The organism is Pseudomonas sp. rhizo66 (assembly GCF_031931925.1).
GTDB lineage: Bacteria > Pseudomonadota > Gammaproteobacteria > Pseudomonadales > Pseudomonadaceae > Aquipseudomonas.
On sequence record NZ_JAUJWZ010000021.1, the window covers coordinates 1 to 21,461 of the forward strand.

Annotated in this window: 17 protein-coding genes and 1 pseudogene; 10 read left to right on the forward strand and 8 right to left on the reverse strand. The window is 60.5% G+C overall.

Annotation, left to right across the window (positions count from 1 at the left end):
* The 8 genes and pseudogenes from QZR14_RS22835 to QZR14_RS22870 all read left to right on the forward strand — a co-directional run.
* A pseudogene (locus QZR14_RS22835) lies at nt 1-854 on the forward strand (toxin); the annotation flags it as partial.
* Complete coding sequence (locus QZR14_RS22840; protein WP_311997812.1) at nt 851-1,432, forward strand: hypothetical protein; 582 nt, start codon at nt 851-853, stop codon at nt 1,430-1,432. The pseudogene QZR14_RS22835 and the gene QZR14_RS22840, both read left to right, overlap by 4 nt.
* A 19-nt stretch (nt 1,433-1,451) precedes the next feature.
* Nucleotides 1,452-4,136 (forward strand): RHS repeat-associated core domain-containing protein, encoded by a 2,685-nt coding sequence (locus QZR14_RS22845; RefSeq protein WP_311997813.1) that lies wholly within the window; start codon nt 1,452-1,454, stop codon nt 4,134-4,136.
* A gap of 84 nt (nt 4,137-4,220) precedes the next feature.
* A complete protein-coding gene (locus QZR14_RS22850) occupies nt 4,221-5,981 on the forward strand; it encodes an ATP-binding protein (protein ID WP_311997814.1) in 1,761 nt (586 codons plus the stop codon).
* Nucleotides 5,981-7,309: a sigma-54-dependent transcriptional regulator gene (locus tag QZR14_RS22855; RefSeq protein ID WP_311997815.1), complete on the forward strand. Its 1,329-nt coding sequence runs from the start codon at nt 5,981-5,983 to the stop codon at nt 7,307-7,309. Before QZR14_RS22850 ends, QZR14_RS22855 begins: the two co-directional genes overlap by 1 nt.
* A gap of 384 nt (nt 7,310-7,693) precedes the next feature.
* Nucleotides 7,694-9,013, forward strand: coding sequence for an MFS transporter (locus tag QZR14_RS22860; RefSeq protein WP_093430526.1), 1,320 nt, complete (start codon nt 7,694-7,696; stop codon nt 9,011-9,013).
* A gap of 403 nt (nt 9,014-9,416) precedes the next feature.
* On the forward strand, nt 9,417-9,692 hold the full coding sequence (locus tag QZR14_RS22865) for a hypothetical protein (protein WP_311997816.1): 276 nt from the start codon (nt 9,417-9,419) through the stop codon (nt 9,690-9,692).
* A gap of 273 nt (nt 9,693-9,965) precedes the next feature.
* Nucleotides 9,966-10,595 carry a flavin reductase family protein gene (locus QZR14_RS22870; RefSeq protein ID WP_116030009.1) on the forward strand — a complete coding sequence of 210 codons (630 nt, stop codon included), beginning with the start codon at nt 9,966-9,968 and terminating at the stop codon, nt 10,593-10,595.
* Nucleotides 10,596-10,599: 4 nt separating this feature from the next.
* Here QZR14_RS22870 and QZR14_RS22875 read toward each other — a convergent pair whose 3' ends face one another.
* Nucleotides 10,600-10,842: a hypothetical protein gene (locus QZR14_RS22875; RefSeq protein ID WP_311997817.1), complete on the reverse strand. Its 243-nt coding sequence runs from the start codon at nt 10,840-10,842 to the stop codon at nt 10,600-10,602.
* 43 nt (nt 10,843-10,885) lie between these two features.
* Nucleotides 10,886-11,239 carry a putative quinol monooxygenase gene (locus tag QZR14_RS22880; protein WP_311997818.1) on the reverse strand — a complete coding sequence of 118 codons (354 nt, stop codon included), beginning with the start codon at nt 11,237-11,239 and terminating at the stop codon, nt 10,886-10,888.
* A gap of 397 nt (nt 11,240-11,636) precedes the next feature.
* On the opposite strand from QZR14_RS22880, the gene QZR14_RS22885 reads away from it, so the two are divergent.
* Nucleotides 11,637-12,566, forward strand: coding sequence for an AraC family transcriptional regulator (locus QZR14_RS22885; protein ID WP_250608159.1), 930 nt, complete (start codon nt 11,637-11,639; stop codon nt 12,564-12,566).
* A gap of 228 nt (nt 12,567-12,794) precedes the next feature.
* On the opposite strand, the gene QZR14_RS22890 is transcribed toward QZR14_RS22885, so the two are convergent.
* From QZR14_RS22890 to QZR14_RS22915, 6 genes are all read right to left on the reverse strand, one after another.
* Entirely contained in the window at nt 12,795-13,850 is a 1,056-nt protein-coding gene (locus tag QZR14_RS22890) for an ABC transporter ATP-binding protein (protein WP_250608161.1), read from the reverse strand.
* A gap of 13 nt (nt 13,851-13,863) precedes the next feature.
* Nucleotides 13,864-14,712 carry an ABC transporter permease gene (locus QZR14_RS22895; RefSeq protein ID WP_093430532.1) on the reverse strand — a complete coding sequence of 283 codons (849 nt, stop codon included), beginning with the start codon at nt 14,710-14,712 and terminating at the stop codon, nt 13,864-13,866.
* Nucleotides 14,709-15,617: an ABC transporter permease gene (locus tag QZR14_RS22900; protein ID WP_311997819.1), complete on the reverse strand. Its 909-nt coding sequence runs from the start codon at nt 15,615-15,617 to the stop codon at nt 14,709-14,711. The genes QZR14_RS22895 and QZR14_RS22900 overlap by 4 nt, the downstream gene beginning before the upstream one ends.
* A gap of 156 nt (nt 15,618-15,773) precedes the next feature.
* Entirely contained in the window at nt 15,774-16,877 is a 1,104-nt protein-coding gene (locus QZR14_RS22905; protein WP_311997820.1) for an ABC transporter substrate-binding protein, read from the reverse strand.
* 217 nt (nt 16,878-17,094) lie between these two features.
* Nucleotides 17,095-18,543, reverse strand: coding sequence for an aldehyde dehydrogenase family protein (locus tag QZR14_RS22910; protein WP_311997864.1), 1,449 nt, complete (start codon nt 18,541-18,543; stop codon nt 17,095-17,097).
* Complete coding sequence (locus tag QZR14_RS22915; protein ID WP_311997821.1) at nt 18,543-20,180, reverse strand: 5-guanidino-2-oxopentanoate decarboxylase; 1,638 nt, start codon at nt 20,178-20,180, stop codon at nt 18,543-18,545. The genes QZR14_RS22910 and QZR14_RS22915 overlap by 1 nt, the downstream gene beginning before the upstream one ends.
* 224 nt (nt 20,181-20,404) lie before the next feature.
* On the opposite strand from QZR14_RS22915, the gene QZR14_RS22920 reads away from it, so the two are divergent.
* The gene (locus QZR14_RS22920; protein WP_311997822.1) at nt 20,405-21,286 is read left to right on the forward strand and encodes a LysR substrate-binding domain-containing protein; all 882 of its coding nucleotides are present in this window, start codon (nt 20,405-20,407) and stop codon (nt 21,284-21,286) included.
* Nucleotides 21,287-21,461: the final 175 nt, after the last annotated feature.

The window sequence follows — 21,461 nt, forward strand, 5'->3', positions numbered from 1 at the left end:
GCCTTAAGGATCACATGCGCAAGCACACCAACGCGCAACTGGACATTCTCAAGATGACGGAAAACCGGATGCGCGACGCACATGGTCAACTGGAGAGGATGGGCTCTGGTGCAGATATCGCACTCGCTTCAACACGCAGAACACTGGTGCTGGTACTCGGGAACGCGATCAGTTGGGGAGTGGGACTGGCTGTCGGTATCGGCAGTCAGGCGCTGGGGGCGGCAGCGCCTGGCGTGGGCAATGTGCTAGGTGTTGGTCTGGGATTTGGTGCCAAGTTTGCTGTAAGCGCGGCGTTTGATTATGTCGCGGACAGATCCGGCATGAGTGCATCAGTCAATCTGAAAACATCAAAACTGACGTCGACGAAAATCATAAAAAAGGCGGAATACAAGCAGATGGACTTTGGCGATTACGTCCAGGCCAAATTGGTCAACATGAATTTCACCAATCAGAAATCTGTGTTGAAGGGCGTTAAGGAGACCACAAAAATAGGCTCCGGGTTGCTCCTCAAAAAATTGCTTACCGAGGTGGGTGCAGAAGGGCTAGGCGCGATCAACAGTGGAATAGGCGTGTTGTTGGGCCTGCCGGAAATCGTTGATGAAACGATCGGCGCCACAAACGAAAAATCAATTGAAAAAATGGAAGCATTCGAAATCGAAGTAGGGAAACTCGCTCAGGATATTGATATGCATATGTCAAAAATCGAGGACTTTGCCACAGCGCTTGATGTCACCCGCATCAGCGGTGTCGACATTCATGAACTGCGTGAGCAGAGCAACAGGGTGATCGGTGCCCTCAACGATCTGTCAGACACGATTCGCACTCATCGAATCGGCCATAGGCACGCGGCATGAGCAAGCCCATCGTTGCATGCTACCTTGCCCCCCCGTCCTGCCGACCCTTCGCCCGGCATGCTGACGACTTCCCGTACCTTGCGTCTGTCGTTGCATACCCTGCTGATCATCGCCGGCGCGGCGCTGGCCGGGCCGGTCGATGCCGGCGCGCGAAAAAAGTGTCTGAAACCATTGAGTCATTTGTACTTGGCAAAGCAGGCGTTCCCGCTGCAAGTGAACTTCTGGCCACCCGCCAAACGATACTGGATGCAGGGTCGGCATTGGCCGGTATACCGGGCATGGATAGCGATGCCCTGGACAACGGCCTGATTCTGATAACTGAACTCCTGGAACGGGATCGCAGCTACGTGAACGCTGCATGCGCCAACCTTGAGATCAACGAATTCTATTCCGAAGGCGTGATGGGCACTCTCAAGCTGGCCTTTGACCTGGCCAATGACAACGTGGGCACCGACAAAGCCCGCACAATAAGCCGCGAACAGATACAGAAGGACATAACGCTGCGTCTGGCTCAAGCCAATCGAGGCCGCGAACTGCTGGCAAGGTATCGCCAATACAGCAAGGAAAAAGCCGCTTAGTCCATGACGAGACATGCGCATGAGCAGATTCGACATTCATGACCTTGAGGGTCGACGCATGAATAAATCAATGCATTTGCGTTCACCTGACCTGGTTGCAAACGACGCTCGTGGATTGCCGGTGCGGCAGGTCGCCTATTTGCGGAGTATTGACGAAGACACTCCAGTGCCGCTCTCATCCCGTCAGCATTACGATGCGAGTGGACATCTGGTGATGCAGTGGGCCCCGCGTCTGGTGGTGCCCAGCCTGACAACGATTTACCGCCTCGACGGCGAAGCATTGAAAACTGACAGCGTCGACGCCGGCTGGCGCCTGCACTTGCCAGGTCTGGCCGGCGAACCGCTGCAACGCTGGGGCAAGGGCGACAACCATTGGCGCACGACCTTCGACACTCAGCTGCGCGTGGTGGCGGTTGCAGAAAACGGCGAGGCCGATGTCGATCTGTTCACCTACGCCGACGCCAGCGCCGACGCTGGTCACAACCAGCGCGGCCAGTTGCTGGAACAGAGCGATCGCGCCGGCACGCTGCGCACCGACAGCTTCGCCCTCAGCGGCGAGCCGCTGTGCGAAACCCGCACCTTCCTCGATGGCCAGGCCTTCACCAGTCGGCGTCTGTTCAGTCCGCTGGGCGCGGTGCTGGAGCAGACCGATGCCGGTGGCCATCGCCAGCAATCTCGCTATGGTCTGGCTGGCCAGCTCAGGCACCTGCAGTTGTTGATCAAAGGCGATACCGACTGGCGAACCGTGTTGCGCGACGCTCATTACAACGCCACTGATCAGCTCATCGAACAACACGCCGGCAACGGCGTGCGCAGTCAGTGGACGTATGATCCGGCCGATGGTCGATTGCACACCCAGTCCAGTCGCAAGGACAACGGTGAAGTGCTGCAGGACTTCGAATATGTTTACGACCGCGTCGGCAACATCACCCGCATCGAAGACCACGCCTTTGCGCCAAGCTGGTTTGCCAACCAGAGGGTCGATGACCATCGCGATTTCAGCTATGACTCGCTCTACCGCCTGATCAGCGCGACCGGCTACGACGACGGCCCGCTGTCGGATATTCCCGGTCTGCCCAAGCCGACCGATCCGGAAGACCGGCGCAATTACACCCAGACCTTCACCTACGACTACGGCGGCAATCTGAAGAAACTGGTGCACGTGCGCGCCGGCGCCGATCACACCGTGCAGATGTGCATCGATTCACTCAGCAACCGCGGCGTGCGCTGCAAACCGGGGGATCCGCCACCGGAGTTCGACAACCTGTTCGACCGCCACGGCAACCTGCTGGCCGTGCAACCGGGCCAGCCGTTGCACTGGAATGCGCGCGACGAGTTGCAGGAAGTCACGCTGGTGACCCGGGACGATGGCCGCAACGACGCCGAGTATTACGCCTACAGTCAGGGCGAGCGGGTGTTCAAACGCCACGAATGGTATGGCGAAAACATCCTGCACTTTCATCAGGTGCGCTACCTGCCGGGTCTGGAAATCCACAGCAAGGACAACGGCGAAGAACTGCACATCATCCAGCTGGGCAATGCGCGCTGTCTGCATTGGATCACGCCGCCGCCCGCGGCTGTCGAGAACAATCAACTGCGCTACAGCCTCGACGACCACCTCGGCTCGTGCACGCTGGAGCTGGATCAGAACGCGCACATGATCAGCCACGAAGGCTATTACCCGTTCGGTGCGACGGCGTGGATGGCTGAAAAACCGGAGACCGGAATCAGCTACAAATTCATCCGTTATTCGGGCAAGGAAATGGACGTCAGCGGCTTGTATTACTACGGCGCACGCTATTACGCGCCTTGGTTGCAGCGCTGGGTCAGTGCCGACCCGGCGGGGGATGTGGATGGGTTGAATCTGTATGCAATGGTGTCGAACAACCCGATGATTTATGTCGATACCGATGGGCGCGGACGGTTCGATTTCTCGCAGCTCGTCGGTGCCTTACGCACCACTGCCAACGTCGCCAGCCAGGCCCATGATGCAGCGACTGAATTTGATGGTCCCGATGACGAAGCCAATGTCAGCCAGGAAACCCGGGAGGGTATGACCTTCCGCCGCTACCTCTTCAACAAAAACGGGATGGCAGCCTTCAGCCTGGGATTCGGAGTCGGATTAGCTGTTGGTGGGGCGGCCGGATCATTCGCGCCGGGAATTGGTAACACGATTGGCGGAATTGTCGGCGGTCTGCTTGGCGGATTAGGAGCTGCCTATATTCGTTATCGCTTTTTCAAGCGCGGCATTCGCGTAACCGAAGCGCTGCACACGGCTGAAGTCCGCGACGCCACACAAACCATTGCGCAGGGTGCAAATGATCTGGCCAATGGCACGCTGCCACAGTCCATTCAGGACGGAATCAACCAGCTCCGGCAAACAGCCACAGAGGCCATTTTGCAAGAGGTTCAGATGATGGCCCCCCTCGATCAGCTTGATTTCGCAAAAATGGTGGACGAGGGCACTTCCGTCGCTGACGCTTACCGCACGGTAATGGCTCAAACCACCGCGCTCATCAACAACACCCGGAACGCACTGGAAACCACTCAAGACATGCTTGATAACCTAAGTGAAGCCGACGGTGTGACTGAACGCCTGCAACAACTGGCACAGTCAATTGCTGACGAGCCACGTCCCAGACCCGTGCCGAAACCACGGCTGAATCTACAGCGTCGACATCAGGTGCAGGAAACGGCCGTATGACCAACGTGGCCGGCGCGAACAGCACGCCGGGCCACCTCGGCCCATGCTATCGTGCCCCCCCGTCCTGCCGACCCTTCGCCCAGCATGCTGCCGACTTCCCGTACCTTGCGTCTGTCGTTGTATACCCTGCTGATCATCGCCGGCGCGGCGCTTGCCGCCACGCTTGCGATCCGCCACGCCGAACGTCAGGCGCTGGAGGAAGACGCCGCCCGCGCCAACCAGCAACTGGCGTTGTACGCCAATTCCCTGCACACCCTGATCGACCGCTACCGTGCCCTGCCCGCCGTGCTGGCGCTCGATCCGCAATTGCGCGCGGCGCTGGCCGGCCCGGTCGATGCCGACGAACAAGCGGCGCTGAACCTCAAGCTGGAAAAGATCAACGGCGCGGCGCAATCCTCGACCCTTGAATTGCTCGACCACACGGGCCTCGCCGTGGCGGCGAGCAACTGGCGCCTGCCCAGCAGTTACGTCGGCCATAACTACGGCTTCCGCCCCTACTTCAGCCAGACCCGCACCCAGGGCACCGGGCGTTTTTACGCGGTGGGCGTGACCAGCGGCATTCCCGGCTACTTCCTCTCCAGCGCGGTGCTCGGCGACCACAACGAGTTTCTCGGCGCGATGGTGGTCAAGCTGGAATTCCCCGAGCTGGAACGCGAGTGGAGTCAGGGCAACGACACGCTACTGGTCAGCGATGCGCGCGGGATCATCTTCATCGCCAACCAGCCCGGCTGGCGGTATCGCTCGTTGCGGCCACTGAGCGCCCGCGACATGGATGAAATCAAAGCCACCCGGCAGTACGACAAGCAGTCGCTGCAGCCCTTGACTCATTTGTCGCTGCGCAGCTTCGATGACAACAGCGATCTGCGCCGCGTCGAAGGCCCGCAAGGCACGGCGGATTATCTGTGGGAATCGCTGCCCCTGAGCGCCGAAGGCTGGACCCTGCACCTGCTGCGCCATCCGCAAGTGGCGTTCGAAGACCTGCGCAACGCCGGGCTGGCCGCTGCCGGGGTGTGGCTGGCGCTGGTGTTTCTGTTGCTGTTTCTCAACCAGCGCTGGCGCCTGTCGAAAATCCGCCAGCGCAACCGCGAAGAACTTGAACAATTGGTGGAAGAACGCACCCGCGACTTGCGCACCGCGCAGGACGGTCTGGTGCAATCGGCCAAACTCGCCGCGCTCGGCCAGATGTCCGCTGCGCTGGCCCATGAAATCAATCAACCCCTGACCGCTCAGCGCATGCAACTGGCGACCTTGCGCCTGCTCCTCGAACATGGCCGTGTCGACGATGCCTATAAAGCATTGAAACCGGTGGACGAGATGCTCACGCGCATGGCCGCCCTCACCGGCCACCTCAAGACCTTCGCGCGCAAGAGTCCCAGCGGCTTGCGCGAACGGCTGGATCTGGCAACCGTGGTCGATCAGTCGTTACAGTTACTCGATGCACGCCTGCGTGACGAGCAGGTCAGTCTGGTGCTGCACCTGACCCGTCCGGCGTGGGTACGCGGTGATGCGATTCGTCTCGAACAGGTGCTGATCAACCTGCTGCGCAACGCCCTCGATGCGATGCAGGGCAAACCGTGCAAGCGCCTGGAAATTCGCCTGGAAGCCGATGAACAACTGTGGCGCCTGAGCGTCAGCGACAATGGCGGCGGGATTGCCGAAGACCACTTGGGCCAGGTCTTCGACCCGTTCTTCACCACCAAACCGGTGGGTGACGGTCTGGGCCTCGGCCTGGCGGTATCTTTCGCTATCGTGCATGAATCCGGCGGACGTCTGAGCGCCGAAAATGGCGACAGCGGCGCCGTGTTCAGCCTGACTTTGCCGATCGATCTGGAGGCACACATCTGATGCTCAATTCAGTGATGGTGGTCGATGACGAAAGCAGCATTCGCAGCGCCGTCGAGCAGTGGCTGAGCCTGTCCGGCTTCGAGGTGCAGTTGTTCAGCCGCGCCGAAGAATGCCTCGCCGCCCTGCCCGCGCACTTTGCCGGGGTGATCCTCTGCGACGTGCGCATGCCCGGCATGGGCGGCCTGGCGTTATTGGCCGAAGTGCAGAAACGCGATGCCGATCTGCCGGTGATTCTGCTCACCGGCCATGGCGATGTACCGATGGCCGTCGAGGCGATGCGCGACGGGGCCTACGACTTTCTGGAAAAACCGTTCAGCCCGGAAACCCTGCTCGGCAGCTTGCGCCGGGCGTTGGACAAACGCCGGCTGATTCTGGAAAACCGTGCGCTGCACGAGCAGGCTGACAACCGCGCGAAACTCGATGCGACGTTGCTCGGCGTGTCCCGTGGTTTGCAGACGCTGCGTCGGCAAGTGCTGGACCTGGCGGCGTTGCCGGTCAATGTGTTGATCCGTGGCGAAACCGGCAGCGGCAAAGAGCTGGTCGCCCGTTGCCTGCATGATTTCGGCCCGCGCTCAGCCAAGCCGTTTGTGGCGCTGAACTGCGCGGCGATTCCTGAGCAGTTGTTCGAGGCGGAGTTGTTCGGTCATGAAAGCGGTGCGTTTACCGGTGCCTCGGGCAAGCGCATCGGCAAGCTGGAATATGCCGATGGCGGCACCTTGTTTCTCGACGAAATCGAAAGCATGCCGCTGGCGCAACAAGTGAAACTGCTGCGCGTGTTGCAGGAGCAGAAGCTTGAACGGCTGGGGTCGAACCAGAGCATTCGCGTCGACCTGCGCATTGTCGCAGCGACCAAACCCGACCTGCTCGATGAGGCCCGGGCCGGACGTTTCCGCGAGGATCTGGCCTATCGCCTGAACGTCGCCGAACTGCGTTTGCCGCCGCTGCGCGATCGCCGCGAAGACATTCCATTGCTGTTCGAAACCTTCGCCCACAATGCCGCTGAACGCCTGGGCCGTACCTTTCCCCCCTTGAGTGGCGCGCAATTGAGTCATCTGCTCAGTCACGACTGGCCGGGCAACGTGCGCGAACTGGCGAACGTTGCCGAACGCCAGGTGTTGGGCCTGGATGAACCGGCGCCGGGGATTGATCCGGGGCAATCGCTGGCGGCGCAGCAGGAAGCGTTTGAGGCGCAATGTCTGCGCGCGGCGCTGACGCGGCACAAGGGCGATGTGAAAGCGGTGCTGGAAGAACTGCAACTGCCGCGCCGCACCTTCAATGAAAAGATGCAGCGGCATGGGTTGAGTCGGGAGATGTTTCTGAGCGAGTGAGTCGGGCTTGGGATTTTCGGTGTGGCTGAGATCTTTCCCCCTCACCCCAGCCCTCTCCCCCAAGGGGTAGAGGGGAAAGGGAGCCGATCTTCGTGCCATTCAAAACCTGAGTTCGACTCAATGTCTCAGGTCGGTGCAACTCGAACAATCCACTCGGTCAGTCCCCTCTCCCCTTGGGAGAGGGTTAGAGTGAGGGGCTTTTGATCTTCGCTCCAATAAGCGGAAATCCGCTCATCAAACCAAATCCTTCGGCGATATTCCGCTCACCCAATCCCGTCTCCCCCTCTAAACCGGCCCTCCCCCCGTTGGCACACCTCCTGCTATAGCCCTCGCAGGCTGCGTTTCGACGCGCTCCACAAAAACAATTAAACGAAGGATCCTTCAATGGATAACTCCAACGCCCTGCCACTTGGGTCGGCTGCTGCGCCGGCCAAAGAAAGAACCACCGCCAGCCGGATCAAATCGATCTTCAGCGGTTCCGTCGGCAACATGGTCGAGTGGTACGACTGGTACGTGTATGCCGCCTTCTCCCTGTATTTCGCAAAAACCTTCTTCCCCGCCGGTTCCACCACCGCCCAACTGATGAACACCGCCGCGATTTTCGCCGTCGGCTTTCTGATGCGTCCGATCGGCGGCTGGCTGATGGGCATGTACGCCGACAAGGTCGGCCGTAAAAAAGCCTTGATGGCGTCGGTCTACCTGATGTGCTTCGGCTCGCTGCTGATCGCCCTCAGCCCGAACTACGAAACGATCGGCATCGGCGCGCCGATCCTGCTGGTGTTCGCCCGTCTGCTGCAGGGCCTGTCGGTCGGTGGCGAATACGGCACCTCGGCGACCTATCTTTCGGAGATGGCGACCAAGGAACGTCGTGGCTTCTTCTCCAGCTTCCAGTACGTGACCCTGATCTCCGGCCAGCTCATCGCGCTGGGCGTCCTGATCGTGCTGCAGAACGTGCTGACCACTGAACAACTGTACGCGTGGGGCTGGCGTATTCCGTTCGCCATCGGCGCGCTGTGTGCGGTCGTGGCGCTGTATCTGCGTCGCGGCATGGAAGAAACCGAGTCGTTCACCAAGAAAGAGAAGTCCAAAGAAAGCGCCATGCGCACCTTGATGCGCCACCCCAAAGAGCTGTTGACCGTGGTCGGCCTGACCATGGGCGGCACCCTGGCGTTCTACACCTACACCACCTACATGCAGAAGTACCTGGTGAACACCGTCGGCATGAGCATCTCCGACTCGACCACCATTTCTGCCGCCACGCTGTTCCTGTTCATGTGCCTGCAACCGATCATCGGCGGCCTCTCGGACAAGATCGGTCGTCGTCCGATCCTGATCGCCTTCGGCGTGCTGGGGACGATCTTTACCGTGCCGATCCTGATGACCCTGCACACCATCCAGACCTGGTGGGGCGCGTTCTTCCTGATCATGGCAGCGCTGATCATCGTCAGCGGCTACACCTCGATCAACGCGGTGGTAAAAGCTGAACTGTTCCCGACTGAAATCCGCGCCCTGGGCGTTGGCCTGCCGTACGCACTGACCGTATCGATCTTCGGCGGCACTGCCGAATACATCGCGCTGTGGTTCAAGAGCATCGGCATGGAAACCGGTTACTACTGGTATGTAACGGCGTGCATCGCGGTGTCGTTGCTGGTGTACATCACCATGAAGGACACCCAGAAGCATTCGCGGATCGTCACGGACTGATCGCGTTTCACAGCCACTGCAACGGTGGCTGTTCCGGCCCTTTCGCTGGCAAGCCAGCCCCCACAGGTTTCGCGTCGTACCCAAGGTCTGTGAACGGCGCTGTCATTGTGGGAGCTGGCTTGCCAGCGATTGGGTCACCGCGTTATCCAGACCTGCATGAAAAATTCCTCACCTGCGCCGCACAGCGATTAATCGCTAATTAATGCTGCCCCCTCATCCTGCAATCACCTGATCGATGACCTGCGCGACGCTCGCTCCGACGACGAAAGCGAATATTCGCGCCGCCCTTAACATCAAGTTAATCGATTGTTTTTAGCATTAATTTGCGCTTTTTAATCAATTTAATTGGCGTAGCATGAAACCCATGCAAGACACACCCGCCAACGAATCCGGAGTAACCGCCATGAAAACCAAACTGATCCTCGCCCTGACCCTGTCCGTACTGGCCGCCAATACCTTCGCTGCCGACGGCTCGGATCGCACCAAATCCGCCGACTTCATCAACGGCGCCAGCGCCGCCATCGAAACCAGCCACTCAAGCGCTTATGCCGCTGACGGTTTTGATAAAACCAGCCTGGGCAAAGCTGTTGCTGCTGATGGTTTCGACAAAACCAACCTGGGTAAAACCGTCGCAGCTGACGGCTTCGATAAAACCGGTACTGCCGCTGCCATCAGCTGAATATCAGCAGCCTTCTCACAGCCCGGCCTCGGCCGGGCTTAGTCATTTCCGGGGGGGAATAATTTTTTGAAACCCACGCGAAACCCTGTGGGAGCTGGCTTGCCAGCGATGACATTTTGTCATTCAAAATCATTGTCGACTGACAGGCCGCCATCGCTGGCAAGCCAGCTCTCACAGGTTTTCCATTGGATGGAATATCAGTGACTGACTGGAAATTGTTTGACTGCACTTGCACTATTGCCCACTGACTCATGCCCTCCAGGAACTTCAGACATGCCCGATGACATCCACTTCTACGAACCCGCCAACGGCCACGGTCTGCCCCACGATCCGTTCAACGCCATCGTCGGCCCGCGCCCGATCGGCTGGATTTCCTCGCAGGATGCCAACGGCCAGTTGAACCTGGCGCCGTACAGTTTCTTCAACGCCTTCAACTACATTCCGCCGATCATTGGTTTTTCCAGCGTCGGGCGCAAAGACAGCCTGAACAACATCGAGCAGACCGGCGAATTCGTCTGGAACCTCGCCACCCGCCCGTTGGCCGAGCAGATGAACCAGAGCTGCGCGATGGTCGCGCCAGAGGTCAACGAATTTGAATTGGCGGGCTTGACGACAGTGGCGTCAAAAGTGATTTCGGTGCCACGGGTCGCCGAAAGTCCGGTGTCCTTCGAATGCAAGGTCACGCAGATCATTCAGTTGCAGCGCGCCGATGGCGAAACCGTGCCGAGCTGGCTGGTCCTCGGCGAAGTGGTCGCCGTGCACATCGCCAAGTGGCTGTTGAAGGACGGCATCTACGACACCGCCGCGGCAGAACCGATTCTGCGCGGCGGCGGGCCGGCGGATTACTTCCAGCTGGGGCCTGAGGCCCTGTTCAAGATGTGGCGTCCGGGCGCAAACAAGTAACGCGTTACCAGATCAACTCGGCGTCGTCAGTGACGCCCTTGAGGTTATCCAGCTCATTGATGGCCGCTTCATCGGCAGCAATCGCGCCGGGGAAGATCTGCTCATTCAACAGTTTGTGAAAGCGTGGTGCACCGCCATCGACCAGGGCCTTGACCGCGATTGCCGCGTGATAGCCCTTGTTGCCGCCCAACTCGACGGGGACGACTGCGGAAACTGCTTCGAAGTGCTCGAACTCTTTACGTGCCATGTCACATATCCCGGCTCAGACAAACAAGCCGGACATTAAACCTTCAACCGACGAGTTTGTGTACCGGTGCCGCGCATTGACCGAGGGCTTGCGCAGCCGTCACGTCTTTGAAGGTGTGGAAATCGAGGCTGTTGACCACCAGCTCCTGCACCAGCTCGGCGAAGATTTCCATCGCCGGGCTGTTGAAATAGTTGGTCATCATTTGCTGGCTGCTCCAGAACCCGCAGACCAGCCACAACTCGGGATCACACTGCGAATGCTGCAAGGCAAAGCTCAGGCAACCGGGGGCGGCGCGGGACGGCTCGATCAACGCGCTCAGGCGTATACCGAGTTCCGCCGAACGCCCGGCGCGCGCTCGAACGAAGGCCATATGACTGACGGGAATCTGCTTGGACATGTTCAACCCTCCCAGGGAGTCGCGTGGCAGCCGGGGGACGGGCTGCGACAGGATCAAAGGTTAAGGGCCGCACGCCAGCCACCGTTAGTCGATTCCTGCCGCCGCGTTGCACAATCCTGCGAGACTGCGCAGAAGACCTGTAACAACCTGTAAAACTGCGTCACACGTCTGTCATGCGCGTTTTGTGTAGGAGCTGCCGAAGTCTGCGATCTTTTGATTTTGCCTTGAAGATCAACAGATCGCAGCCTTCGGCATCTCCTTCAGGGTTGGATCGCGGCAGGCGCGGAAACACCCCGGGGCAGAATCAGGCAAGCATTTCGCAGGATGTGTCTACCGCTGGCGCTTGCACAAACATATGCTCTGCTCCATTCCACCTCCCCTGCCGAGGATGCCGTGCATGACGTCATTCGATCGTTTTCAAGCCGAACCCACCGCTGACATGGAAAAACAGCGCGCGGAACTGGCGGCGATCATCCGCCGCAACACCACCGACGATGGCAGCTACGAGACCGCCATCGGCTCGCTGTTCATGTCGCGCCACACCCGATCCCACGACTTTGCCCCGGTGCTCGCGCAACCAGCGCTGTGCATCATGGCGCAGGGACGCAAAGAGGTGCGGCTGGCCGACGAGTTCTTCAATTACGATCCGCTGAATTACCTGGTCGTCTCGGTTTCGATGCCGCTGAGCGGGCGCGTGGTCAATGTCTCGCCGGAGGAGCCGATCCTCGCCGTGCGCCTGGATATCGACCCGACAGAAATCACCGCGCTGATCGCTGACGCCGGCCCGATGGGCGTACCGACGCGGCCGACCGGGCGTGGTTTGTATGTCGAGCAGATCGACAGTTCGATGCTCGATGCCGTGTTGCGTCTGGCACGTTTGCTCGATGCGCCGAAAGACATCGCCATGCTCGCACCGCTGATTCGCCGGGAGATTCTCTATCGTTTGCTGCGCAGCCCGCAGGGCCATCGTTTGTATGAAATCGCGATTGCCAACAGTCAGAGCCATCGCATCAGCCAGGCAATCAAATGGCTCAACGGCAACTTTGAACAGCCGCTGCGCATTGATGATCTGGCGAAAGAAGTGAACCTCAGCGTGTCGACCTTGCATCACCGTTTCAAGGCGATGACGGCGATGAGCCCGCTGCAGTACCAGAAGCAATTGCGCCTGCAAGAGGCGCGGCGGTTGATGTTGACCGAAGGGCTGGAAGCGTCGGCGGCAGGGTATCGGGTGGGATATGAAAGTCCGTCGCAGTTCAGCCGTGAGTACAGCCGGTTGTTTGGTGCGCCGCCGTTAAGGGATTTGGCGCGATTGAGACTTTCGGTGTGAACTTCAAGAGCCCCACCCTAACCCTCTCCCAGAGGGAGAGGGGACTGAATGGGGAATATTGGAGAGGTTCACCGACCTGAAAGTGCTTTACCGAATCCATAATCAACTGGATTTTTCAGGTCGATGGATAGCGCCTGCTTTGCCGAATCCATAATCGACTCGATCTCTCAGCGCCAGACACCTCGGTCGGCTCCCTCTCCCTTTGGGAGAAGGCTGGGGTGAGGGTTTCTAAGCCCCCAACACCCGACAAGCCTGCGCCGGTAACGTCACCGACACCGGATGGCCAATCCCCAACCCGATCCCCTGACATGGCGTACTCAACGCCGTAAACGTCACTCCGGAACACTCCACCGTCGTCTCGATGGTCGCGCCGATATCACGCACAAACGTCACTTTGCCGAGCAATCGATTGCCCGCCGTCGCTTGCGGTGCGGACAGTTGCAGGTCTTCCGGGCGAATCAGCATCTTCACTTTCTGCCCCACAACAATGCTGCTGCAGATCGGCACTTGCAGCGCGTCGCCGCCCGGCAGGCTGACCTTGCCGTCGCCCAGTGCCGTGGCCGGGAAGATGTTGCCCGAGCCAATGAAGTCAGCGACAAACTCGTTGGCCGGATGCCGATAGATTTCGATCGGCGTACCGACCTGCTGCACCTTGTGTTCGCCCAGCACCACGACAATATCCGCCATGGTCATCGCTTCGCGCTGATCGTGGGTGACCATGATCGTGGTGATGTTCAGGCGCTGTTGCAGTTGGCGGATTTCCACCTGCATCGATTCGCGCAGCTTGGCGTCGAGCGCCGACAGCGGCTCATCGAGCAGGAGGATTTTCGGGTGCGCGGCAATCGCCCGGGCAATCGCCACGCGCTGCCGCTGGCCGCCGGAAAGTTTCGCCACCGGGCGATCGATCATCGCTTGCAGCTGAATCAACTCCAGCAACTCCACCACGCGTTTGTGCTGATCAGCCTTGCTGACGCCGCGCAGTTTCAGCGGGTAGGCGATGTTTTCGCCGACGGTCATGTGCGGGAACAGCGCCAGCGACTGGAACACCATGCCGAAGTTGCGCAGGTGCGCCGGGGTCTGGCCGATGTCTTCGCCGTCCAGGCGAATCTCACCGCCAGTGAGGGTTTCCAGCCCGGCGATCATCCGCAGCAAGGTGGTTTTTCCGCAGCCGGACGGGCCGAGGAAACACACCAGTTTGCCTTCCGGCAAATGCAGGTTGACGTCGTGTACCGCGCACGCCGAGCCATAGAATTTCTCGACGTTTTCCAGAATCAGACCAGTCATGTTGCACCTCAAATCAAAAGGAAACGCCGCCCTCGCCCACCAGCTTCTCCAGCGCCCAGATCAGAACGAAGTCGATCAGCACGATCAGCACGGCAAACGAGAACACGGTAGGGTCGAGCGATGACACGGTGCGGCTGTACATCCAGATCGGCACGGTCATGACGTCGATGGTGTAGAGGAAATAGGTCACGGTGAATTCGTTGAACGAGACGATGAACGCCAGCAGCATCCCCGCCAGAATCCCCGACTTCATCAACGGCACCACCACATCGACAATCGCGCGCAATGGCGAGGCGCCGAGCATCCGCGCCGCTTCCTCGACTTCGCTGCCGATGGAAAGCATCGCCGCCGTGCAGTTTTTCACCACGAACGGCAGCGCCAGAATCACGTGGGCAATCACCAGCCGCGAGGTGGTCAGGTGGAACGGCAGGCTGTCGAACACCAGCAGCAAGGCCAGGCCCAACACCACCATCGGGAACACCAGCGGCAGCGACATCAGTTGCAGCGCCACAGCTTTGCCACGGAACTCGCAGCGGGTCAGCGCATAGGCGGCAGGCACCGCGATCAGCGTGGCAAAAACCATGGTCAGGCACGACACCAACAGGCTGGTGGCCATGGCCTGACCGAGGCTGAGCACGTCGCTGGCGTCCGGCGAAACAAAGGTGTGCCAGGCCGCTTTGTACCATTGCAGGCTGTAGCTGCTCGGCGGGAAGTCGAGGTTCGACGCACCGCTGAACGACATGACGATCATGGTCAGGATCGGCAACACCGCCAGCAGCAGAATGAACCCGGAGAGGATCCCGGCGAACTTGCCGGTTTCGCCGGGCAACAGCGCCATGCGCTTTTTGGTCAGAGCACTCATTGCGAAGCCTCCAGCAGACGCCGACGGCGGCCAGTGATGTATTCGGACAGGGTCATGATCGCCAGCGTGGTGATAATCAGCACGACACCGGCTGCCGACGCGGCGGGCCAGTTCATCAGCGGCGCGATCTGGTCATGCACCATCACCGCCAGCATCGGCACGCGACGACCGCCGAGCAGCAACGGCACCACGAAGCTGCTGGCGTTGTAAGCGAACACCAGCGTTGCGCCAGTGATGATCCCGGGCAAACTCATCGGTAACACCACTTGGCGGAACACCTGAAAACGGCTGGCGCCGAGGGTCGCGGCAGCTTCCTCGTAAGTGCGGGCGACGCCGCGCATGGCACTGGCGATCGGCAGCACCGCGAGCGGAAACGCGGTTTGCACCAGGCCCATCAACACGCCGTTCTGGTTGTACAGCAACATGATCGGGCGCTTGATCAGGCCCAGCCCCATCAGCGCCTGATTGAACATGCCGGCCGGGCCGAGAATCACCAGCCAGCCATAGCTTTGCAGCAACAGGTTGACCAGCAACGGCAGCAGTACCGCCGCGAGGAAAATCCGCCGCAGGAACGGCGAGGTCAGCCGCGACATGGTGTACGCCACCGGGATCGCCAACACCACAGCAATCACCGCGCTGATCAGTGCCAGACGCAAGGTCAAAAGCAAGGATTTCAGGTAATAGGGTTCGAGCAACTGGGCATAACTGGCCAGGCTGAAACCGCTCCACTCCGCGCCTTTGGTGCCGACGCTCATGCGCAGCACCAGCAGGCTGGCGGCGATCAGCACGCCAAGAAACAGCATCGACGGCGTGAGGAAAAACCACGCCCGCGCGGTCGGCGAAACACCGCGCACCGGGCGCACGGCAGTGGCGCCGACCGGTTGGGTCAGGGATTGATGTTCCATAGCAATGATCTCGTCAATGGAAAGCCAAACAACACATCCCTGTAGGAGCTGCCGAAGGCTGCGATCTTTTGATCTTGCTGTTGATCCTCATCTGCTCAGAGAAGATCAAACGCAAAAGATCGCAGCCTTCGGCAGCTCCTACAGGGGGAGTCCGGGTCAGGAAGAAAAGATTTCCGTATAGCGACGAATCCATTGGTCATGCACGGTGGCCAGGAAGGCGTTGTCGTGCATGATCGCCTTCTCGGCAATCTGCTCCGGCGTGAGGATGAACGGACTCTTGCGCGCTTCGGCGGAGATGATCGCCTTGGCGTTGACCGGGCCGTTGAAGATGTCTTCGGCCATCTTGCCCTGCACCAGCGGGTCGAGAGAGTGGTCGATAAACGCGTAGGCCAGATCGGTATCGCCCGGACGGTTCTTCGGCATCACCGAAAGCATCAGGTCGGTGTAGAACCCTTCCTTCATGCCGAACGTGGCACCGAGGCCGTAGTTCGGATCGCGAATCTGCTTGGGGAAAAATGCCGGCGCATACAAGCCGCCCATGTCCAGCGAACCGGTGCGGAACAGCTCGGCAATCTGGTTCGGGTTTTCGCCCAACGTCACCACGCGATCCTTGAGTTCGGCGAGCTTCTTGAAGCCCGGTTCGATGTTGTGTTCGTCACCGCCGGCCAGTTTCGCGGCGATGATGATCAGGTCCATCGCCTCGGTCCAGTTCGGCGGCGGCAGGAAAATATTTGGTGCCAGATCGGCATCCCACAACGCGGCGTAACTGCTCGGCGCTTCTTTCTGGGTGCGGGTGCTGTAGACCAGACTGTTGCACCACAACAGGTAGCCGATGCCGTGACCATTGGCGCCGGTGCGGTATTGTTCCGGGACGTCGATCAGGTTGGGAATGCGGTTGAGATCGGGTTTTTCCAGCAGCCCGGCGGCGGCCAGACCTTCGGCGCCGACGCCTGCCAAGGTGATGATGTCGTACTGCGGACGATCACCGCCGGCCTTGAGTTTGGCGACCATTTCCGAAGTGCTGCCGGTGCGGTCGGCAATGACCTTGGCGCCAGTCTTGGCTTCGAACGTGGCGGCGATGTTGCGCAGTGCCGCGAGGCCGGTGTCATCCGACCAGGTCAGCAAACGCAGGGTCTTGCCGGCGAACCGCGTGTCGCTGGCGCTGGCCCGGATGAAGGGCATGCTCAGGGCGGCCGCCGCCACCGAGGCGACGCCGACGGTTTTAATGAATTGACGCCTGTTCAGATCGTGCTCGCCCATGACGGACTCCCTTTGTTCTTTTAAGTATGAGGTTGGTCGCAACCGTTGCATCCGCGCGGCCGGATCCGCTGCAGGCCTTGTTTTCAAAGGTCTGCAGCGCTGCCGACGGGTTCATCCTGAGGTCGTGCAAAACACCTGACTATCGATAAAAACTCATTGAAGCCATGACGCCGACGCATGCCTCGTTGCGAGGCATGCGCTCACCTTTTTCGGGCGTTCAGAGCGCCCGGATCACGTGTTTGATTTCCTGAAACGCGGCCAGGCCCCACGGCCCCAATTCGCGGCCGATACTGCTCTGCTTGTAACCGCCCCACGCCGCCTGCGGGAAGATCACTTGCGGCGCGTTGAGCCACACCAGCCCCGCCTGCAGGGCATTGGCGACCCGCTCGGCGGTCTCGGCGTTACGCGTCACCACACTGGCGACCAGGCCAAATTGACTGTCGTTGGCCAAGGCGATTGCCTCGGCTTCGCTGCTGAAACTGCGCACGCATAGCACCGGGCCGAAAATCTCCTCGCACCACAGCGCACTGTCGAGGGGCACGTCGGTGAACACGGTCGGCTGCAAAAAATAACCGCGCGGCAGATCAGCCGGACGATTGCCGCCGCACACCAGCTTCGCGCCAGCGCTCAGACCCCGGTCGATGTGACCGAGCACACGCTGGTATTGCGCTTGATTGACCAGTGCGCCCATCTCCACATCCGGGTCGAACGGATCCGCCACACGAATCGCCCGCGCACGCTTATGCAAACGCTCGAGAAATTCCCCCGCGAGTTCCTCGGCGACCAACACGCGACTGGTGGCCGAGCACATCTGCCCGGCGTTGAAGAAACCGCCACCGCAAGCCAACTCGACCGCGAGTTCCAGATCGGCATCGTCAAGCACCAGCAGCGAAGATTTGCCGCCCAGTTCCAGGCTCACGCCCTTCACCGTTTCGGCGGCGCGCTGCATCACCTGGACACCGACGGCGTTACTGCCAGTGAAGGAAATCCTGGCGATGCGCGGATCCGCCGATAGCGGCGCCCCCACCGCCAGACCGGTGCCGCAAACCACGTTGAACACGCCTTTGGGCAGGCCGGCTTCGGCGATGATCGCCGCCAGCTCCAGTTCCGGCAGCGGCGTGACTTCCGACGGTTTGAGCACCACGCAACATCCGGCGGCCAACGCCGGCGCGAGTTTCCACGCGGTGGTGACCATGGGGAAATTCCACGGCACGATCAGCCCGACCACACCACACGGTTCGCGGCGCAGACGTGCGCTGAAATCATCGCTGGGCAGCGGCACATTGCTGTCTTGGCTGGCGTCGAGGCCTTCGGCGAGTTCGGCGTAGTACTCGAATGTGGCGATCACATCGTCGACGTCGATGGCCGCTTCGAACTGCGGTTTGCCGTTGTTGCTCGACTGCAGTTTCATCAAGTGCTCGCGACCGTTGCGCACGCCATTGGCGATGTTGCGCAGAATCGCGCCGCGCTCGACACCGCTGGTTTGTGACCAGTGCTTGAACGCTGCGGTGGCCGCGGCGACGGCTTGATCGACGGCGTGCTCGTCACCGCCATTGACCGTGGTCAGCAGCGCTTCGGTGGCCGGGTTGATCACGCGCAGATGTTCACGGCCGGCCGACCATTGGCCGTTGATGTAGAGGCCGTCGAGTGTGGTTGGAAAATTGATCATTGGGCCACCGCCTGCATCCATTGGTTCTGGTCGATTTCGATCACGGTCGGGCCTTGGCGATCGGTGGCGGCACGCAGCGCAGAGCGCAGTTGGTCCACCGAACGGATCGCTTCGGCGGCGCAGCCGAGGGCCTTGGCCACACCGATGAAATCCGGGGTGTAGATGTCGACACCGACCGGCTCGATGGCGCGGTTAACCATGTATTTCTTGATCTCTTCGTAGCCCTGGTTATTCCACAGCAGGACGATCACCGGGGTACGCGCTTCGACGGCGCTGGCCAGTTCCGGCAGGGTGAATTGCAGACCGCCGTCGCCGATCAGGCACACCACCGGTGGCCGTGCACCTTTATCGGGTTGACCACCGAGCCATGCGCCAATCGCTGCCGGCAACGCATAGCCGAGCGTCCCGTAACCGGTCGACGAGTTGAACCAGCGACGCGGACGCTCCGGATTAAAGGTGAGGTTGCCGGTGTACACCGGTTGCGTGGAGTCGCCGACGAACACCGCGTCAGGCAATTCGTGCAGCACGGTTTCGAGGAAACGGGTTTGCGCCAACGTCGGTGCATCCCAGGTCGCGGCCAGATCCTCACGCAGACGCCCGGCGCGCACCTGCCCCCAATCGTTACGGCGCTCGGCCAGCGCTGTGTGCGACAAGGCACTGAGCAGTGCTTGAGCGGCGTTGCGCGAATCGGCAACCAGCGCAATGTGTGGCGGATAGTTGCGCACGGTCTGATCGGCGTCGATGTCGATGCGCAGCAGCTTGCCGGGAATCTCGAAGCCACCGGCGAAGGTCACGTCGTAATCGGTTTCCGCCAGTTCGGTGCCGATCGCCAGTACCACATCGGCATCGGCGACCAATGCGCGGGTGGCGACCAGGCTTTGCGTCGAGCCGATCAACAGCGGATGCGTCGACGGCAACAGGCCTTTGGCGTTGATGGTCAGCGCCACGGGGGCGTCGAGCAGTTCGGCCAGCTCAGTGAGTTCGGCAGCAGCATCAATCGCACCACCACCGGCGAGAATCAACGGACGCTGGGCGCCGGCCAGCAACTCACTCATGCGGCTCACGGCAGCGGGCGCGGCACCGGCGCGGTCGATGTTGACCGGAACGCTGGCGAGCAGCGCATCGGCGTCCTCCACCAACACGTCCAGCGGAATTTCGATGTGCACCGGACGCGGACGCCCGGCCTGGAACAAGGCAAATGCGCGAGCGAGCACGCCGGGCAATTCCGACGCCGACATCAGGGTGTGGGAGAACGCCGCGACGCCTGCGACCAGTGCGCTCTGGTTCGGCAACTCGTGCAGCTTGCCGCGCCCGCCGCCCAATTGGTTGCGGCTCTGCACGCTGGAGATCACCAGCATCGGGATCGAATCAGCGTAGGCCTGGCCCATCGCGGTGGTGATGTTGGTCATGCCCGGGCCGGTAATGATGAAGCACACACCCGGTTTGCCGCTGGTGCGCGCATAACCGTCAGCCATGAAACCGGCGCCCTGTTCATGCCGTGGGGTGACATGGTTGATGCTCGAACGGGCCAGCCCGCGATACAGCTCCACGGTGTGCACCCCGGGAATGCCGAACACCTGCTCGACGCCATAACCTTCGAGTAACTTGACCAGTACTTCGCCACACGTCGCCATGTCATTGCCCTTTTGTCAGCTAAAAACACAGATTCCTTGTGGGAGCGAGCCTGCTCGCGGAAGCGCTGGATCAGCCAACATCAATGCTGAATGTGAAACAGCCTTCGCGAGCAGGCTCGCCCCCACATGACCTGAACATGGGCTCATTGAACGGTCGGCAGGTAGCGGCAACAATCGATTAAAAGTCATACTAGCCATGTCCTCACGTCATACCTTGGATCCACATGAAACGACTGCCTCCCCTGCCCGCCCTGCATACGTTTCTGATTACCGCGCAGTGCTGCAACTTCACCCGGGCCGCCGAGCAGTTGCACATCACTCAGGGCGCGGTGAGCCGGCAGATCGCCGGGCTGGAAGATCATCTGGGGTATGAACTGTTCATTCGTCTGGCACGCGGTCTGGAGCTGACGGCCGAAGGGCGTGAATGGTTGCCACGGGTGGAGAAGGTCTTTGGCCTGATCACTGAGGCCACCGAGCAGATCGGCCTCAAGCGCGAAACCCTGCAACTCAAAGCGCCGAGCTGTGTGATGCGCTGGCTGGTGCCACGCCTGCTGCAATGGCAAAAGGAACGCCCGGACGTGCCGGTCAAACTGACCACCACCCTCGCCCATGGCGTCGACTTTCAGCGTGAGCAATTCGATGCGGCGGTGATCTACGGAACGGCGCCGGACAACTCCTCCACTGCACTGCATCTGTTCGATGAACAACTGACACCGGTCTGCTCACCGGCACTGTTGAAAGGCCCGCCGACACTGTCCGAACCGGCTGATCTGCAACAGCATCTGTTGTTGCATCCGACCCGCGATATCCACGACTGGAGCGTGTGGCTGACGGCCGCTGAACTGCAATTGAACAACGTGAACATGGGCCAGCATTTCGAAACGCTGGATCAGGCGATGTCGATGGCGTCTCACGGCACGGGGGTGGCGATTGGTGATTGGTCGTTGATCGGCGACGACTTGCGTGCGGGACGGCTGGTGATGCCGTTTGAATTGAAGGTGAAGACGGGGCTGGCGTATTACGTGGTTATGCCGCCGGGAATTGAGGCATTGCCGCCGCTAGAGGAATTGATGATTTGGCTGGTAGAGCAGGCGCATTTGCGGTGAGGCTATTGCCCTCACCCTAACCCTCTCCCAGAGGGAGAGGGGACTGACCGGGTTGTTTGTTCAGGGTACGCCGACCTGCGATACCGAGCCGAACTTCAGTTTTGAAAGGCTTGAAGATCGGCTCCCTTTCCCCCTCGCCCCCTTGGGGAGAGGGCTGGGGGAGGGGAAAGATCTG

Coding starts and splice junctions, on each gene's coding strand:
- QZR14_RS22840 (WP_311997812.1), top strand. CDS start 851: ATGAGCAAGCCCATCGTTGCATGCTACCTTGCCCCCCCGTCCTGCCGA.
- QZR14_RS22845 (WP_311997813.1), top strand. CDS start 1,452: ATGAGCAGATTCGACATTCATGACCTTGAGGGTCGACGCATGAATAAA.
- QZR14_RS22850 (WP_311997814.1), top strand. CDS start 4,221: ATGCTGCCGACTTCCCGTACCTTGCGTCTGTCGTTGTATACCCTGCTG.
- QZR14_RS22855 (WP_311997815.1), top strand. CDS start 5,981: ATGCTCAATTCAGTGATGGTGGTCGATGACGAAAGCAGCATTCGCAGC.
- QZR14_RS22860 (WP_093430526.1), top strand. CDS start 7,694: ATGGATAACTCCAACGCCCTGCCACTTGGGTCGGCTGCTGCGCCGGCC.
- QZR14_RS22865 (WP_311997816.1), top strand. CDS start 9,417: ATGAAAACCAAACTGATCCTCGCCCTGACCCTGTCCGTACTGGCCGCC.
- QZR14_RS22870 (WP_116030009.1), top strand. CDS start 9,966: ATGCCCGATGACATCCACTTCTACGAACCCGCCAACGGCCACGGTCTG.
- QZR14_RS22875 (WP_311997817.1), bottom strand. CDS start 10,842: ATGGCACGTAAAGAGTTCGAGCACTTCGAAGCAGTTTCCGCAGTCGTC.
- QZR14_RS22880 (WP_311997818.1), bottom strand. CDS start 11,239: ATGTCCAAGCAGATTCCCGTCAGTCATATGGCCTTCGTTCGAGCGCGC.
- QZR14_RS22885 (WP_250608159.1), top strand. CDS start 11,637: ATGACGTCATTCGATCGTTTTCAAGCCGAACCCACCGCTGACATGGAA.
- QZR14_RS22890 (WP_250608161.1), bottom strand. CDS start 13,850: ATGACTGGTCTGATTCTGGAAAACGTCGAGAAATTCTATGGCTCGGCG.
- QZR14_RS22895 (WP_093430532.1), bottom strand. CDS start 14,712: ATGAGTGCTCTGACCAAAAAGCGCATGGCGCTGTTGCCCGGCGAAACC.
- QZR14_RS22900 (WP_311997819.1), bottom strand. CDS start 15,617: ATGGAACATCAATCCCTGACCCAACCGGTCGGCGCCACTGCCGTGCGC.
- QZR14_RS22905 (WP_311997820.1), bottom strand. CDS start 16,877: ATGGGCGAGCACGATCTGAACAGGCGTCAATTCATTAAAACCGTCGGC.
- QZR14_RS22915 (WP_311997821.1), bottom strand. CDS start 20,180: ATGGCGACGTGTGGCGAAGTACTGGTCAAGTTACTCGAAGGTTATGGC.
- QZR14_RS22920 (WP_311997822.1), top strand. CDS start 20,405: ATGAAACGACTGCCTCCCCTGCCCGCCCTGCATACGTTTCTGATTACC.